At 72.8% G+C, this 15169-nt stretch carries 8 protein-coding genes; all 8 read right to left on the bottom strand.

Annotated features, from left to right (window positions below; genetic code table 11):
* Positions 1-189: 189 nt before the first annotated feature.
* The 8 genes from DPM19_RS00385 to rhaS all read right to left on the bottom strand — a co-directional run bounded on the left by DPM19_RS00385 (position 190) and on the right by rhaS (position 15157).
* Entirely contained in the window at positions 190-3411 is a 3222-nt protein-coding gene (locus tag DPM19_RS00385) for a family 78 glycoside hydrolase catalytic domain (RefSeq protein ID WP_199484754.1), read from the bottom strand.
* A 92-nt stretch (positions 3412-3503) separates the two neighbouring features.
* Positions 3504-5570: an alpha-L-rhamnosidase-related protein gene (locus DPM19_RS00380; RefSeq protein ID WP_146778699.1), complete on the bottom strand. Its 2067-nt coding sequence runs from the start codon at positions 5568-5570 to the stop codon at positions 3504-3506.
* 112 nt (positions 5571-5682) lie between these two features.
* The gene (locus DPM19_RS00375) at positions 5683-8670 is read right to left on the bottom strand and encodes a glycosyl hydrolase (protein WP_199484753.1); all 2988 of its coding nucleotides are present in this window, start codon (positions 8668-8670) and stop codon (positions 5683-5685) included.
* A gap of 260 nt (positions 8671-8930) precedes the next feature.
* A complete protein-coding gene (locus DPM19_RS00370; protein WP_111862731.1) occupies positions 8931-10349 on the bottom strand; it encodes an L-fucose/L-arabinose isomerase family protein in 1419 nt (472 codons plus the stop codon).
* A gap of 85 nt (positions 10350-10434) precedes the next feature.
* A complete protein-coding gene (locus tag DPM19_RS00365; RefSeq protein ID WP_111862730.1) occupies positions 10435-12471 on the bottom strand; it encodes a bifunctional aldolase/short-chain dehydrogenase in 2037 nt (678 codons plus the stop codon).
* Between the two features lie 28 nt (positions 12472-12499).
* Positions 12500-13660, bottom strand: a complete 1161-nt coding sequence (gene rhaI, locus DPM19_RS00360; RefSeq protein ID WP_111862729.1) for an L-rhamnose isomerase — start codon at positions 13658-13660, stop codon at positions 12500-12502.
* 21 nt (positions 13661-13681) lie between these two features.
* The gene (locus DPM19_RS00355; protein WP_111862728.1) at positions 13682-14002 is read right to left on the bottom strand and encodes an L-rhamnose mutarotase; all 321 of its coding nucleotides are present in this window, start codon (positions 14000-14002) and stop codon (positions 13682-13684) included.
* A gap of 54 nt (positions 14003-14056) precedes the next feature.
* Entirely contained in the window at positions 14057-15157 is a 1101-nt protein-coding gene (gene rhaS / locus DPM19_RS00350; protein WP_111862727.1) for a rhamnose ABC transporter substrate-binding protein, read from the bottom strand.
* Positions 15158-15169: the final 12 nt, after the last annotated feature.

The raw sequence follows: 15169 nt of genomic DNA, 5'->3' as shown, positions 1-15169 counted from the left end.
CACCGGGCCCGGCGTGCGGCGGCTTCCCGCCGGAAAGGGCCGGGCGCCGGGCCTGATGGCCCGGCGCCCGGATCGACGCGCGCTCCCCCGAGCCGCACGTCGGCTTTGCGGGGAGGCCCCCGGCCGTGAACCGGCCTCGGCCTCCCGGTGAGGGCCCCGGGCGCGCCGTGGCGCGCCCGGGGAAAACGGTCAGCCGGAGGTGAAGGTCCAGCTGCCCGACCCGACCGTGTAGACGGCCTCGGAACCGGACACCGGGCCGCGGGTCGCCGCCGGGTGGGCGGTGGCCTTCGCTCCCGCGGCCAGCAGCGGCACGTGCACGGTGGCGGTGCTGCCGGGGGGCACGGTCACGGTGAGCCGGAACTCGTCGCCCTTCCTGGTCCAGGCGGTGCGCACCTCGCCGTACGGGGTGCGCCGGGTGCCGGCGGCGCGGGTGAGGTCGCCCACCACGGACGGGGCGATCCGCAGTTCGCGGTAGCCGATCGAGGTGGGGGCCTGCTCGATGCCGGCCAGCCGCTCGGTGAACCACGAGTCGATCGACCCGAGCATGAAGTGGTTCTGCGACTGCCCGCTGCCGCCGTCCCACATCTCGCCGAGCGCGGTGTTGCCGTTCACGACCTGGTAGCCGTAGCTGGGGCTGTCGGTCCGCGTGGCGATCTTGTAGATGACGTCGTCGCGGCCGGCCTGGGAGAGCACCCGGAACGCGGAGGGCAGCGAGATCTCGCCGAGCAGCAGGTGCCAGCCCGCCTGCTCGATGCTGCCCACCAGGTGGTCCAGGAGCCGCTGCCGCTGGTCGGCGGGGACGGCGCCCATGTCCAGGGCCAGTGCCTCGGCGCCCATGCCGCCGCCGCCGAAGGTGCCGGTGGCCGGGTCGTACAGCTTGTCCGACAGCGCCTTGGCGCTGGTGTCGGCCTTGGCCCGGTACGCCTGGGCGTCGTCCTGCTCGCCGATGGTGCCGGCGATCCGGGACATCGTGTCGACGACCCGCCAGTACCCGTAGGTGCCGGAGGCCAGCTTGGGGAAGGTCCGGTCGGGGGTGATCCAGTCGCCGAGCGTGTAGTCGGTGAGGCCGCCGGTCACCCGGCCCTCCAGGTGCTGGACGTACTTCTTCATCGCCGCGTAGTGGACGCGCATGGTCTCGGTGTCGCCGTAGGCCCGGTAGAGCTGCCAGGGCACCACCACGAACGCGCCGCCCCAGTTGGAGTCGTCCCGGTAGGAACCGGACAGCACCGTGTAGTCGGGCACCGTCGAGGGGATGAGCCCGGTCTCGGTCTGCGCGTCCGCCATGTCCTGGACGACCTTGCGCAGTTGGGCGTGCACGTCGTAGTTGCCCGCCAGGGCGCCGTGGACCAGGTGGTTCTGCTCCAGCCAGCCGAGCTTCTCCCGGCTGGGGCAGTCGGTGAAGATGCTCATCATGTTGCCCTCGATGGCCCGGCGGACGAGGCCGTGGATGCCGTCGATCAGCTCGTTGGAGGAGGAGAAGCTCCCGGCCGAGACGTTGTCGGCGTGCAGCACGTGGCCGCGCACCGACACCGTGGCGCCCGCGGGCAGCGGGCCGCGCACCTCCAGGTAGCGGAAGCCGTGGTAGGAGAACCGCGGGTGCCAGGTCTCGGCGCCCCGGCCGCCCCGGGCGGTGTACTGGTCCCAGAGCGGCGCGCCGACGTTGCTCGCCGACTGGTAGGGCCGGCCGTCCTTGAGGCTTTCCGCCGGGTAGATCCGGACCGCGGTGCCGGCGGGGGCGTCGATGGTCAGCTCGGGCCAGCCGGCGATGTTCCGGCCGAGGTCGAAGACCTGGTAGCCGTCGCCGGACCCGACCTTCTTCCCACGCAGGGTCTCGATCACCCGGACGGGTTCGGCGGCGCGCCCGCTGAGCACGGTGGCCGCGCCGGGCGCGCCGACGGTGACCGCCGGGGCCCAGCCGCTCCGGCTCGCGCCGGGGCGGTCCCAGCCGGGACGCTCCAGCCGGGCGTCGTAGTCCTCGCCGCCGTACCAGTTGGAGAAGGTGGTGGGGCCGAGGGTGGTCCGCCAGCCGTCACCGCTGGTGATCCGCTGCACCCGGCCGTCGGCGAGGGTGACCTCCAGCTGGGCCATCAGCTTGGGGTCGCTCAGGGTGGCGGCGAACTTGCGGTACCGGTCGGGGGTGGAGATGACGTTGGCGGCCCCGTTGCCCAGCTCGACGCCGAGGGTGTTGGCGCCGCGGCGCAGCAGCTTCGTCACGTCGTAGGTGGCGTAGGAGACCCGGTCCTGGAAGCCGGTGTTGGCCGGTTCCAGCACCGCGTCCCCGATCCGGCGGCCGTTGAGGCTGGCCTCGTAGACGCCCAGCCCGGTCACGTACAGCCGGGCGGAGCGGACCCCGGCCGGGAGGGCGAAGTCCCGGGCGAAGATCGGCATGGCGGGCGGCACCGGGGAGGCGGGCGGCTCCTGGTCCTCGACCGCGGCCAGCCGGGTGAACGGCCCGGCCGTGTCGTCGGCCGCGGAGACCGAGAAGTCCACCGGGGCGTAGGGCACCCGGCCGCCCTCGGCGGGGGCGTCGGTGCGCGGGTAGAGCAGCACCCGGTCGAAGGTCTGGGCGGACTTCAGGTCGAGGGTGAGGACGATGGGCGTGCCGGACACGTCCGGGCCGGGGTAGGCCGAGCTGGACCAGCCGGCGAAGCCCTGGTTGGTGGTCTGGGTGCCGTCGGTCACGTAGCGGGGTGCCCAGACGCGGTTGACGTTGCCGCCGGTGTCGGAGGGCGTCATGGTCGTCCCGGCGGCGTGGTTGGTGCCGTCGGGGCCGCGGACCTCGATCTCGGCGAGCTGCAGCCGCCAGGTGCGGTCGGGCAGCTGCTCCACCGTGGGCAGGCCGAGCCTGGTCACGTCGATCCGGACGTACCGGGCGGTGGTGGCCGGGACCTTCACCTCGACCGGTGAGGGCTGCTTGTCCTTGAACCGCCAGTCGGGGTGGGTGATCCACTGGCCGGTCCAGTCGGTGGAGCCGGTCAGGCCGGTCTCGAACCAGGCGGGCGAGGACCAGCGGGACGGTTTCCCGCCGGTCCAGACCCGGACCCGCCAGTACACCCGGGTGCGGCTGCCGACCTTCTTGCCGGCGTAGTCGATCCGCTGCCGGTCGCCGCTCACCTGGCCGGTGTCCCACAGGTCGGGGTGGCCGCGCTCCAGGCGGTCCCGGCCGGTGGCGGCCTGCACCTGGTAGGCGACCTGGCGGATGCCGCGCCCGGCGGAGTCCAGCCGCCAGGTGAGCGGCGGGGTGGTGTCGTCGATGCCGAGGGCCTCGGTGAGGTCGGCGGCGCGCAGCCCGGTGGCTCCGGCCGGGGTGTCGGCCAGCGCCGCCGGGATGGTGCCCGGCACCACGAGGCCGAACGCCACGGCGACGGCAGCGATCCGGCCGCCGCGCCGCGGGGGGAGGGGGTTTCGCAAGATGGCTCCTTGGCCGTCCGGAAAGGGGGGTCGAAGGGGTGGGAACCGTGACGGGAAGGCGGCCGGGCCCGCCCGGCGGGCCCGGCCGCGGCCTAGCGGCGAGCGGTGATCGTGTGCCGGCCGGAGGGGACCCCCTCCAGGTAGACGTACTCGCCGTCGGTGTGCGCGTGGTACGCCTTGCCGCGGGTGCCGTCCCAGACGAGGCGGCCGTCGACGAAGACCTTGGTCCGGGCGCCGAGGACGGGCACGCCGACCCGGCCGCCGGTGCCGCGCGGGGCGGTGAGCCGGGCGGTGTAGGTGCCGCGGGCCCGGTCGATCCGCCACGACGCCTCGACGGGGCCGCGGGTGGTGGTGATGCGGCCCTCGGCGAAGGTCAGGTCGGCGGTGTGCGGCACGAAGTCGTAGGTCCGCCCGCCGGTGCCGGTGGGGCGCAGCCCGAGCACGTAGAAGGTGAGCGCGGGGGTCGGCCCGGTCGCCCAGGCGTGCGCCAGGCTGACGTACGAGCTGCAGAACACGCAGCCGTCGCCGGGGTTGCGGAACGACTCCCAGAAGGTGCTCCGGGTGCCGTTCGGGTGGTCGAGCATGTAGCCCCACTGGCGGCGGATGATGTCCACCCCGGCCTGGTCGCCGGCCGTGCCGCCCGCGGCGAAGTGGGCGTTGACCTCCATGGAGCCGGAGAAGACGCCGGGGTTGCCCTTGTTCTCGGGGGCGGTGGCGGCGACCTCGTTCCAGTTGCCGGTGAGGTCCTTGCTGATCCGCCGGGCCCTGTTCTGGTCGGCGAGGCCGTACCAGACGGCGAGCGAGTTGCCGTCCTGCGGGTGGATGGCCGAGTCGGGGTAGAAGCGGTACGCACCGGCGGTCTCGTCCCACATGTGGGTGTTGACGGCGGTGCGCAGCGCGGCGGCCCGGTCGGCGTAGGAGCGGGCGAGGGTGGTGTCACCCATCGTCTGGGCCAGCCGCGACCCGGTGTCGAGCACCCGCCACAGCAGCACGTTGGCGATGAGGTTCTCGCCCTTGGCCAGGATTCGCACGGAGTCGGAGGTGCCGGTGATCGACAGCAGCCCGCGCTCGCTCAGCTTGGCGGTGCTGAAGTCGACGGCCTGCCGGTAGTCCTCCCACACCCCGTCCAGCCAGCGCCGGTCGCCGGTGTAGAGGTAGTAGTCCCAGGTGGCGGCCAGGGTCCACAGGTGGTAGGTGTCGGACCCGTACTTGTTCAGCATCGGCCCGGCGTAGGGGAGCTCGCCGGTGTCGCGCTGGTGCTGGTAGATGGTGGTGAGCGCGTTGCGGGCCGACACGGTGTCGTTGAACGCGGCGTACGCGGCGGGGACCTCGATGCCCAGGTCGCCCGGCCAGACCGTGCGGTCGCGCTTGGCGCCGTCGACGAGGATGGTGTCGCCGACTCCGACCAGGCCGCTGTTGTCCCACGCCTCGGCGGGCGCCTCCCAGATCCGGCCGGTGCGGGGGTCGATGGTGTTGAGCTGGACGGTGTACGCGCCCGCGTACCAGATGCGGTTGAGCAGCGTGTCGCTGGAGTAGAAGTAGTTGGCGTACGCGGCGGGGTTCTTCATCGCCGGCGCCGCGGTGAAGTGCACCGAGACCCCGGTGAGGTCGACCCGGCCGGCCGACTCCATGAAGATCGTCAGGTAGCGGAAGCCGCCGCGCAGGTGCTTGGCGGGGGTGGTGTAGGTGGTCCTGCCGTCGACGTCGGCGTACAGCGCCCCGTCCCGGCTGCGGGGGCCGCCCGTGGAGGCGTCGGTGGTGGTGGCGATGTACTCCGACGACTCGCTGAACGCCAGCCCGACCCGCTGCGGGCCGTCGGAGCCGGCGAACCGGAGGGTCACCAGGCCGGTGACGTCCTTGCCGAAGTCGAGGGTGAGGCGCGCGCCGGCGCCCGACAGCCGGGTGGGCCGGCCGCGGAGCACCGCGCCGGGGTCGGTCACCTCGCCGGCGGTGCCGTAGACCGTGGCCGGGGCCAGGGTGCGGCTGGTCGGCGACAGGTTGTAGGCCTCCCAGGGGCGGGAGTGGCCGCCCGGCTTGGCGGGCGGGCCGGCCGCGATACCGGCCGGGGCCCCGGCGAGCAGCAGCGGTGCGGCGACCGCGGCCGCTCCGAGCGCGACCACGGCCCGGTTACGGCGGCCTTTCAGTACTCTGGCCTGCATGAATTCCTCACTTTCCAGCTGTGACGGGGATCGCTGAGGGGTTCGGTGGGCGGGAGGGCGGGGCAACGCCCTCCCGCCGCTACTTCTTCGCTGTGGTGTCCGGGGCGGGCACTCAGCGCTGGACGCCGGCCTCCCGGTAGGGGACGAGGCGGACCGGGCCGAGCAGGCCGTACTTCTGGCGGGACGCCCCGCCGTAGACGGCCGGGTCGGCGACGCGGAGCCGGTTGTTGAGGGTGGTGGCGACCTCGACCTCGATGGTGTTGGTGCCGCGCCGCAGGTACCGGCCGGCGTCCACCACCGGGTTGAGCGGGTCGACGGGGGGCAGCCGGTGGCCGTTGACCGTGACCCGGCAGGTGTCGAACACCTCGCCCAGCTCCAGGCGGGCGCCGTGGTCGGCGGCCCACTCGGGCAGGTGCACGGTGGTGCGGTACCGGCCGACGCCCGAGGCGTCCGCCAGCTCAGGGATGTCGGGCCACGCCTTCAGCGCGTCCAGCGTCACCGAGACCCTGGCGATCTCCGTCTGGGTCGGGGTGGCGCCGGGGCGGAAGTCGTCCACCTCCAGGGTCCAGCCGGCCGGTTCGATCGGGGCGGGCACCGCGCCGAGGGTGGTGCGGGCGGTGCGGCCGTCCGACAGCGTGGTCGCGTACGTTCCGGCGCTGCTGCCGCGGATCACCAGGCCGCGGACGCCGAAGCGGATCTCCTCGGCCTCGGTGGCGGTGGCGTGCGGGTCGCGGGACGGGCGGCCCTTGAGCCAGCGCGAGCTCGCCAGGACGACGACGGTCGACTCGCCGGGGCGCAGCGCGACCCGCAGCGTGACGCGGTCGCGGTCCTCGGTGTAGAGGGCGATGCGCTCGATCTCGCCGGTCCACGGGTCCAGCCGGTACGGCACCGCGTCCCGGTCGGCGCGGGTCAGCGTGACCTGGTGGTCGATGGCGGCCACCGGGGGCTTCACCGTCTCGGCGTGCTTGCCGTTGGAGAAGTAGTAGTAGTCGGTGTCGCCGTCGGTGCGGCGGGCGTGCAGCAGGGTGGAGCTCTGCGCGTGCTCCACGTCGGGCCGCAGGCCCAGGTCGGCCAGGGCGGTGGGGGTGGACGCCCGGTCGGGGACGTTGCGCACCCGCGGCTGGCGGAGCAGTCCGGCGAGCAGGGCGCGCAGCTTCTCGTTCTCGCCGGGCCGGGCGACGCCGGGCACCGACGCGGCCGACCAGTCGCCGATGAACAGCAGCGGCAGGCCCGCCCTGGTGAGCTTCAGCAGCCGCTCGGCCACCTCGACCGGCAGGGTGCACTCGTTGCCGCCGAGCACGTCGCCCTCGACGACCAGCAGCTTGTAGGCCGGGCCGTGCGGGGCGAGCCGCCCGCCGGACACCTTCGCCGCGGGCAGGTCGAGCAGCGGTGCGCTGACCAGCTGGTGCGTCCAGCCCAGCGGGATGCCGGTGGCGGTGAACCAGCCGGCGCCCAGCCCGGTCTTGCTGCGGCCCTTCTGCCGGAAGACCGCCACGTCGATCTTGTTGGTGCCGGCCTGGGTGGTCTGGTGCACCCGGGCGAAGTAGTCGGCCACGTCCCGGACGTGCCGCCAGGTCGGGTGCCGCGGCCCCCAGGACTCCGAGAAGCCGATGCCGCCGTTGTAGGGGGTGAACCCGGCGAAGCCCGGCCACTTCACGCCCGGGGCGGTGGCGTAGGAGAAGCCGTGCAGCACGGTCTGGTTGAGCCCGGCCGCGTACGCGCCGTTCATGGTGAGCAGCAGCTTCTCCCAGGTGGTGTTGTAGGCACCGCCCTGGTAGGCGCCGGCCTCCGACGACAGGATCTTCCGGCCGGCCATGTCCCGGCCGCCGGCCAGCGCCCGGTAGTCGTCGAGGTTCTTGAAGCCCAGCGACTCGCCCTCGGGGATGTCGATGATCGCCGCGCTCTGGATCGAGTCGGTCTCCAGCCCGTACGGCTGGGCGCGGAACTCCAGGCCCAGCGAGTGCGCCCACTTCGTCAGCGGCTCGAAGTGGTACTCGTTGAACAGGTCGGAGACGGTCTGCCAGTAGTCGTGCCGGACATGCCGGGTGAGCTGGGACTCGTAGGTGTGGACGGGGTCCTCGTCGTTGCGCAGGACGACCGGCAGGTAGGGCTCCAGCCGGTAGCCGCGCCGCTGCGCGAACTCGGCGAGCAGGTTCGGGGTCCAGTTGAGCGACTGGGTCTCCAGCTCGATGGAGTCCTCGAACAGCGCCCCGCCCGCGTCCTTCAGCAGCCGGCGGATGTTCTTGGTCAGCAGCCGGGACTCCCAGAAGTCGATGACCGCCTGGGTGCCGGCCCGGCTGAAGTGGTCGACCACGGAGGACTCGGGGCTGGTGTGCGGGCCGGACTCGGGGGTCTGGCCGGAGCCGCGCTCCCAGTAGGCCAGCAGCAGCCAGGTCCCGTCGGCGGGAGCGGTCCACTCGATCCGGTCGCCGGTCACCCGGCCGGTCACGTCCTGGACGGAGTCCGCCGCCAGCCCGGTCTCGTCCTTGGTGGACAGGGCCGGGTCGAGCCGGACGGCCTGGACGAGCAGCAGTTTCTGCTGCGTCACACCGTGCTCGGGGGCGACCACGGCGGCCGGCACCGGGCCGCCGTAGGTGGTGCCGCCGGCCACTTCGGCGCTGCCGTAGGCCAGTTCCTTGACGGCGGCGGGGCTGTCGGGGGTGAGGGTCGGCACGGCGGCGGGCCAGGCGGGGCCGATGGTGAGGTCGACGGTGATCCCGCGCCGCTTGGCCTGCTCCAGGGCGGCTTCGACCCCCGCGTTCCACGCCGGGGTGCCCCAGCCGTGCTTGATCGGGTCGAGGACCGACTTGTCGCGGATGCTGTGGTGCACCGCGACGATCTCGGCGCCGCCGAACCCGGCGTCGGCGATCTGGTCGATCTCCCGGCGGATCTCGGCGGGGTCGATGTGGCCGTCCGGCCACCACCAGCGGAACTTGGGCCGGACGGCCGCGCCGGGCCGGACGAACCGGTCGGCGGGCACGGACGCGTCGGCGGTGGCGGGGTTCAGGGGGGTGCCCCAGGTGAGGGCCAGGCCGGCGCCGGCGGCGGTGCCGGCCTGGAGGACGCGGCGGCGGGTGAAGCCGCGCTCTTCGGTGTTCAAGGATGTTCTCCTCAGGGGTGTTCCAGCAAAACGCGGCGGGAGGACGACCGTTCCTTTCGCCGCGGGGCCGTGGCGGATCGAGGGTTGGGGCGATCGGGGTCCCGCGCCGCCTCCGCTGGTGCGGGCACGACCGGCCGCGGGAGGTGCGGTGCACTCCCCGCGGGAGGCCGTTTCCGCGGGTGCGGGCACGACCGGCGAGACTCGTGGCGGGTACGGGACGGGCCGCCCGCCCGGGGAGGACTCCCCAGGCATGCGCCGTTCTAGGGGTTGACCTCGACGAGCTCGACCCGCATGAGGTCGGCCAGGGCGCGCAGGTCGGCGGTCCGGTGCCCGGTGCCCAGCGCCCAGTGGTGGGAGATCCCGGTGGCGCTCCAGGCGTCGGTCCACTCCCCCGGGTCGCAGCCGAAGTCGACCCGCGAGGTGGTGTTGCCGATCTCCAGCAGCGGGCCGTCCACGACTTCGCCCTCGGAGGCGACGAACGCGAAGGACCCGTCGCGGCGCTGGATGACGCCGAACGCGGTGACGGGGCCGTGCTTGACGTCGAACTCGACCGACACGCCGTAGCCGCGCTTGCCGTGGTAGACGCCCAAGCCGCGCAGCAGCGGCTTGGCGTCGCTGATGGCCAGGTGGGCGGGCCCGTCGTGGCCCATCTCGACGTGGCCCCGGTGGAAGTCCAGGGCCTGCAGCTCGGTGAACGAGCCGCCGCCGCCCAGCCGGTCCATGATCAGCATGGCCAGGGAGGTGCGCAGCTCGTACTCGCCCGCCGCGGGGACGCCCCGGGCGGTGAGCAGCGAGGCACCCAGGATCATGCCGGCGCCGAGCCGCTCGTGGATCTCGCCGTCCAGCCCGCGGTGGTAGTAGGCCAGGCTGTCGAGCTCGAAGTCCTCGACCAGGCGGTCGAGGCCGACCGACACCCGGGCGGCCCAGGTGAAGTCCTCGTCGTCCACCGAGTCGGCCAGCTCGAAGATCTCCGCGGCCTGGGCCTTCTTCGCGGCGGCCTCGGCGTCGGTGACCTTTTCCACCCGCACCCGCAGGTCGTCGAACTCCAGCACCTCGACGTGCCCGCCGAAGTTGGCGCTGACCAGGGTGAGGTCGGTGGAGACGTCCAGCATTCCCGGGTAGAGGTGGCCCATCAGCCCGTGCCGGCCGCGGCGCAGCGCGGCGCGGACCCCGGCGGCGCGCACCCAGCGGCCGATCCGCGCCCAGGCGCGCTCGTCCTCCAGGTACCCCGAGACGGAGCGGAACGGGACACCGCACCGCATGAAGGCGTTGGCCATCTCCGGCAGCGGGCAGGCGCCGCAGTAGGCCAGCCACTGGCCGGTGTCGAAGGTCGCGTGGTCCATCGACTCGGTCGGCTGGAGGTTGATCAGCAGCACGGGGGCGTCGGCGCGCTGCGCGACCGGCACCAGCATGGTGGCGGTCATGTAGGTGGTCAGGAAGCCGACGATGATGTCGCAGCCGGCGGCGCGGAGCTTCTCGGCGGCGGCGGCACCCTCCTGCGCGTCGGAGATGAACCCGACGTCCACGACGTCGGCGCCCAGCTCGCGCATCCGCTCCGAGACGCGCTCGGCCGAGCGGCGCAGTTGCGGGAGCAGGTCGGGGAACTGGGGCCAGTAGGCGCCCAGCCCGCCGGCGACCAGACCCACCTTGACGCGGGAGGGGATGGTGGTTTCGGTCATCGTCTGCTCCTCCAGGGGTGGTGGGAACGGGGCCGCCGCGGCTCCTGCGCGGCCAGGCGACGGCCCCGTCCGATCAGGGGCGCGGCTACCGCAGGAAGGCGGCGGCCACGCCGGCGTCCACCGGGATGTGCAGCCCGGTGGTGTGGGTCAGGTCCCCGCCGGTGAGGGCGAAGACGGCGGCGGCGACGTGCTCGGGCAGCACCTCGCGCTTGAGCAGGGTGCGCTGGGCGTAGAACTCGCCGAGCTTCTCCTCCTCGACGCCGTATACGGCGGCCCGCTTGGCGCCCCAGCCGCCGGCGAAGATGCCGGAGCCGCGGACGACGCCGTCGGGGTTGATCCCGTTCACCCGGACGCCGTGCTCGCCGAGCTCGGCGGCCAGCAGCCGGACCTGGTGCGCCTGGTCGGCCTTGGCGGCGCCGTAGGCGACGTTGTTGGGGCCGGCGAAGACCGCGTTCTTGCTGGAGATGTAGACGATGTCGCCGCCCATCCCCTGCTCGGTCATGATCTGGGCGGCGGCGCGGGAGACCAAGAAGGAGCCCTTGGCCATCACGTCGTGCTGGAGGTCCCAGTCGGCGGCGGTGGTCTCCAGCAGCGGCTTGGAGATCGACAGCCCGGCATTGTTGACCACCAGGTCCACCCCGCCGAAGGCCAGCACCCCGGCCTGGAACGCGGCGGCGATCTGCTCCTCGGAGGTCACGTCCACGGTGACCGCGACGGCGACGTCGGGACCGCCGAGTTCCGTGGCGACCTTCTCGGCCGCGGCGGCGTCCCGGTCGGCGACCACGACGCAGGCGCCCTCGGCGGCCAGCCGCAGCGCGGTGGCCCGGCCGATCCCGGAGCCGCCGCCGGTGACCAGCGCCACCCGGGTGGCCAGCGGCCTCGGCTTGGGCATCCGGCGGAGCTTGGCCTCCTCCAGCTCCCAGTACTCGATGCGGAACTTCTCGGCCTCGTCGATCGGCGCGTACGACGACAGGGCCTCGGCGCCGCGCATCACGTTGATGGCGTTGACGTAGAACTCGCCGGCGACCCGGGCGGTCTGCTTGTTGGCGCCGAAGCTGAACATGCCGACGCCGGGCACCAGCACGATCGCCGGGTCGGCCCCGCGCAGCGGCGGGGAGTCCGGGGTGGCGTGCCGCTCGTAGTAGGCCCGGTAGTCGTCCCGGTACTCGGCGTGCAGCTCGCGCAGCCGCTCGGCCACCTGCTCCAGCGGGGCGTCCGGCGGCAGGTCGAGCACCAGCGGGGCGACCTTGGTGCGCAGGAAGTGGTCCGGGCAGGACGTGCCGAGCGCGGCCAGCCGGGGGTGCTCGGAGCGGGAGACGAAGTCGAGCACCTCGGGGGTGTCGGTGTAGTGGCCGACCTGCGGCCGGTCGGTGGAGGCCAGCCCGCGGACCAGCGGGAGCAGCGCTGCGGCGCGGGCGCGCCGCTCGGCCTCCGGCAGGGTGGCGTACACCACCGACCCGAACGGGTCCGGCCGGCCGTGCTCGGCGATGTACGCCTCGGCGGTGCGGATGATCTCCAGGGAGTTGGCCTGGCACTCGGCGCTGGTGTCGCCCCAGGCGGTGACGCCGTGCCCGCCGAGGATGACCCCGATGGCCTGCGGGTTGGCGGCCTTGATGGCGGAGATGTCCAGGCCGAGCTGGAAGCCGGGGCGCCGCCAGGGCACCCACGCCACCCGGTCGCCGAAGATCCGGTGGGTGAGCTCCTCGCCGTCGGCGGCGGTGGCGATCGCGATGCCGGAGTCGGGGTGCAGGTGGTCCACGTGGACGGCGTCCACCAGGCCGTGCATGGCGGTGTCGATCGACGGGGCGGCGCCGCCCCGGCCGTGCAGGCAGTAGTCGAACGCGGCGACCATCTCGTCCTCGCGCTCGACGCCGGGGTAGACGTCGACGAGGGCGCGCAGCCGGTCCAGCCGCAGCACGGCCAGCCCGGCCGCCTTCAGCGTGCCGAGGTCACCGCCCGATCCCTTCACCCACATCAGCTCGGCGGCGGTACCGGTCACCGGGTCGGTGACGGTGCCCTTGGCCGAGGCGTTGCCGCCCGCGTAGTTGGTGTTGCGCGGGTCGGCGCCGAGGGCGTGCGCCCGGTCGAGCAGCTGCTCCACCTCGGGCGGGGTGCCGGTCATGGAAACGCTCCTTCGGGTAGCGGGTGGTTCAGGCGCCCCAGCCGGCGGCGGTGCCACCGACGCGCTCGGCGACGATCCGCTCGGCGTATCCGGAGCGGCGGTAGGCGGCCATCGGGTCGGGGTCCAGGCCCATCTCCTCGCGCAGTTCGGCGAGCAGCGGGCGCACGTCGGTGTTGTAGGCGTCCATCAGCACCGCGTTGGCGCCGAGCACGTCACCGGAGCGCTGGGCGGCGCGCAGCGCGTCCGCGTCCACCAGCAGCGCCTTGGCGGTGGCCTCCTGGACGTTCATCACCGAGCGGATCTGGCCGGGGATCTTGGGCTCGATGTTGTGGCACTGGTCGAGCATGAAGGCCACCTGCGGGCCCAGCCCGCCGCCCCGGACGACCTCGTGCATGATCCGGAACAGCTGGAACGGGTCGGCGGCGCCGACCATCAGGTCGTCGTCGGCGTAGAAGCGGGAGTTGAAGTCGAACGCGCCGAGCTTCCCCTCGCGCAGCAGGACCGCCACGATGAACTCGATGTTGGTGCCGGGGGCGTGGTGGCCGGTGTCCACGCACACCACGGCCTTGGGGCCGAGTCGCAGGCAGTGCGCGTAGGCGGTGCCCCAGTCCGGCACGTCGGTGGTGTAGAAGGCGGGCTCGAAGAGCTTGTACTCCAGCAGCAGGCGCTGGTCGTCGCCGAGCCGGTCGTACACCGCCGACAGGGCCTCGGCCAGCCGGTCCTGGCGTTCCCGGACGTCGTCCTGGCCCGGGTAGTTGGTGCCGTCGGAGAACCACAGCTTCAGGTCGCGCGAGCCGGTGGCGTCCATGATGTCGACGCACTCCAGCAGGTGGTTCAGCGCCTTCTTGCGCACCGCCGGGTCGGGGTTGGTGACGCTGCCCAGCATGTAGTCGTCGTCCTGGAAGACGTTGGAGTTGATCGCCCCCAGGGTGATGCCGGCGTTCCGGGCGTGGTCGGCCAGGGCGGCGTAGTCGTCGACCCGGTCCCAGGGGATGTGCAGCGCCACGGTGGGCGCGACACCGGTGTAGCGGTGCACCGTCGCGGCGTCGTCGATCTTCTCCTGCGGGGTGCGCGGCACGCCCTGCTGGGCGAAGACCTTGAAACGGGTGCCGGAGTTCCCGTACGCCCAGGAGGGCGTCTCGATGCGCTGGGCGCGCAGGGTCTCCTTCACCGCCCCGATGTCAGTCATGGATTCCTCTTCCCCGAGTGTTCAGTCAAGGTGGAAGACCTCGGTGAGCGGCGCCATCCCCTCGTCGGGGTGGCGGCCGTCGAGGTCCTCGAAGAACGGCGCCATCTCCGCCTGCCACCGGGCGTTCACCTCGGTGCGGGCCATGCCGTCGAGCGCGGCCTGGAAGTCGTTGGTCTCCAGGTAGCCGACCAGCAGCCCGTCCTCGCGGAGGAAGAGCGAGTAGTTGTGCCAGCCGGTGTCGCGCAGCGCGGCGAGCATGTCGGGCCAGACCTCGGCGTGCCGGCGGCGGTACTCGGCCAGCCGGTCCTGGCGGACTTTCAGCAGGAAACAGACACGGCGCATGGGATCCCCCCGGGCCCCGTCCCCGGCGGCGCGCGCCGGGGACGGGACGGACGGTCAGAAGTCGAACTCGTCGATGTTGCTCTTGTCGAAGGTGAAGGGCGGGCCGAGGACGATCTCGCCGTTCGCGCCGATGGTGCGCTCGCCGAGCCGGCCGGCCTTGAGCTTCTCGCCCTGGGCGCCGGTGATCTGGCCGGACGCCAGCGCGGCGGCGGCGTAGGAGGCCAGGTAGCCCAGGTCCTTGGGGTTCCACAGGGCGAACTTGGCGACGGTGCCGTCCTTGATGAACTTGCGCATCTGGTTCGGCGTGCCCAGGCCGGTCAGCACGACCTTGCCCTTGTACTTGGTGCCGGAGATGTACCGGGCCGCGGCGGCGACGCCCACGGTGGTCGGCGAGATGATGCCCTTGAGGTTCGGGTACGCCTGGAGCAGGCCCTGGGTCTGCTGGAAGGACTTCTGGTCGTCGTCGTCGCCGTAGGCGATCTTGACCAGCTTCATGTCCTTGTACTCGGGCTTCTTCAGCTCCTCCTGCATGTACTTGATCCAGGTGTTCTGGTTCGTCGCGTTGGCCGTGGCCGACAGGACGGCGATCTCACCCTTGTGGCCGATCTGCTCGGCCAGCAGCTTCACCTGGCTGCGGCCGACCTCTTCGGAGCTGGCCTGGTTGATGAAGATGTCGCGGCAGTCCGGGTTGGTGTCGGAGTCATAGGCGACGATCTTGATGTTGCGGGACATGGCCTGCTTGAGCGGCCCGCAGACGGCGTTGGCGTCGTTGGCCGCGATCAGGATGGCGTCCTGGCGCTGCTGGATCAGCGTGTTGATGTAGGAGACCTGGGAGGACGCGGACGCGTCGGACGGGCCGACCTCCTTGGCCTCGCCCTTGTACTCCTTGGCCGCCGCGATGCCGGAGTTGTTGACGATCGTGGAGTACGGGTTGTTGATCTGCTTGGGCAGGAAGGCGAGCTTCAGGCCCTCCTTGATCGGCGCGTTGGGGTTCGCCGAGGCGGCGGACCCGGTGCCGGCGGACCCGCCGGAGCTGGAGCCGGAGTCCTTGGTGGTACCGCCACAGGCGGCCAGCCCGAGGGCCAGCACGCCCGCGGTGGCGATGGCCGCGAAGGACCTCGCCGCCCGGCGCGGGGCGAAGGAACGCTGGGACATGATCTCTGCCTT

The sequence above is a fragment of the Actinomadura craniellae genome, from assembly GCF_003289645.1.
Taxonomy (GTDB): Bacteria; Actinomycetota; Actinomycetes; order Streptosporangiales; family Streptosporangiaceae; genus Actinomadura_D; species Actinomadura_D craniellae.
Note: the sequence above shows the minus strand (reverse complement) of the source record. Positions and strands in the feature narration are given on the sequence as shown.

What these genes read in the sequence shown, in the direction of transcription:
- DPM19_RS00380 (WP_146778699.1), bottom strand. Translation starts at nt 5,570, where the DNA reads ATGCAGGCCAGAGTACTGAAAGGCCGCCGTAACCGGGCCGTGGTCGCG.
- DPM19_RS00370 (WP_111862731.1), bottom strand. Translation starts at nt 10,349, where the DNA reads ATGACCGAAACCACCATCCCCTCCCGCGTCAAGGTGGGTCTGGTCGCC.
- DPM19_RS00365 (WP_111862730.1), bottom strand. Translation starts at nt 12,471, where the DNA reads ATGACCGGCACCCCGCCCGAGGTGGAGCAGCTGCTCGACCGGGCGCAC.
- rhaI (WP_111862729.1), bottom strand. Translation starts at nt 13,660, where the DNA reads ATGACTGACATCGGGGCGGTGAAGGAGACCCTGCGCGCCCAGCGCATC.
- DPM19_RS00355 (WP_111862728.1), bottom strand. Translation starts at nt 14,002, where the DNA reads ATGCGCCGTGTCTGTTTCCTGCTGAAAGTCCGCCAGGACCGGCTGGCC.
- rhaS (WP_111862727.1), bottom strand. Translation starts at nt 15,157, where the DNA reads ATGTCCCAGCGTTCCTTCGCCCCGCGCCGGGCGGCGAGGTCCTTCGCG.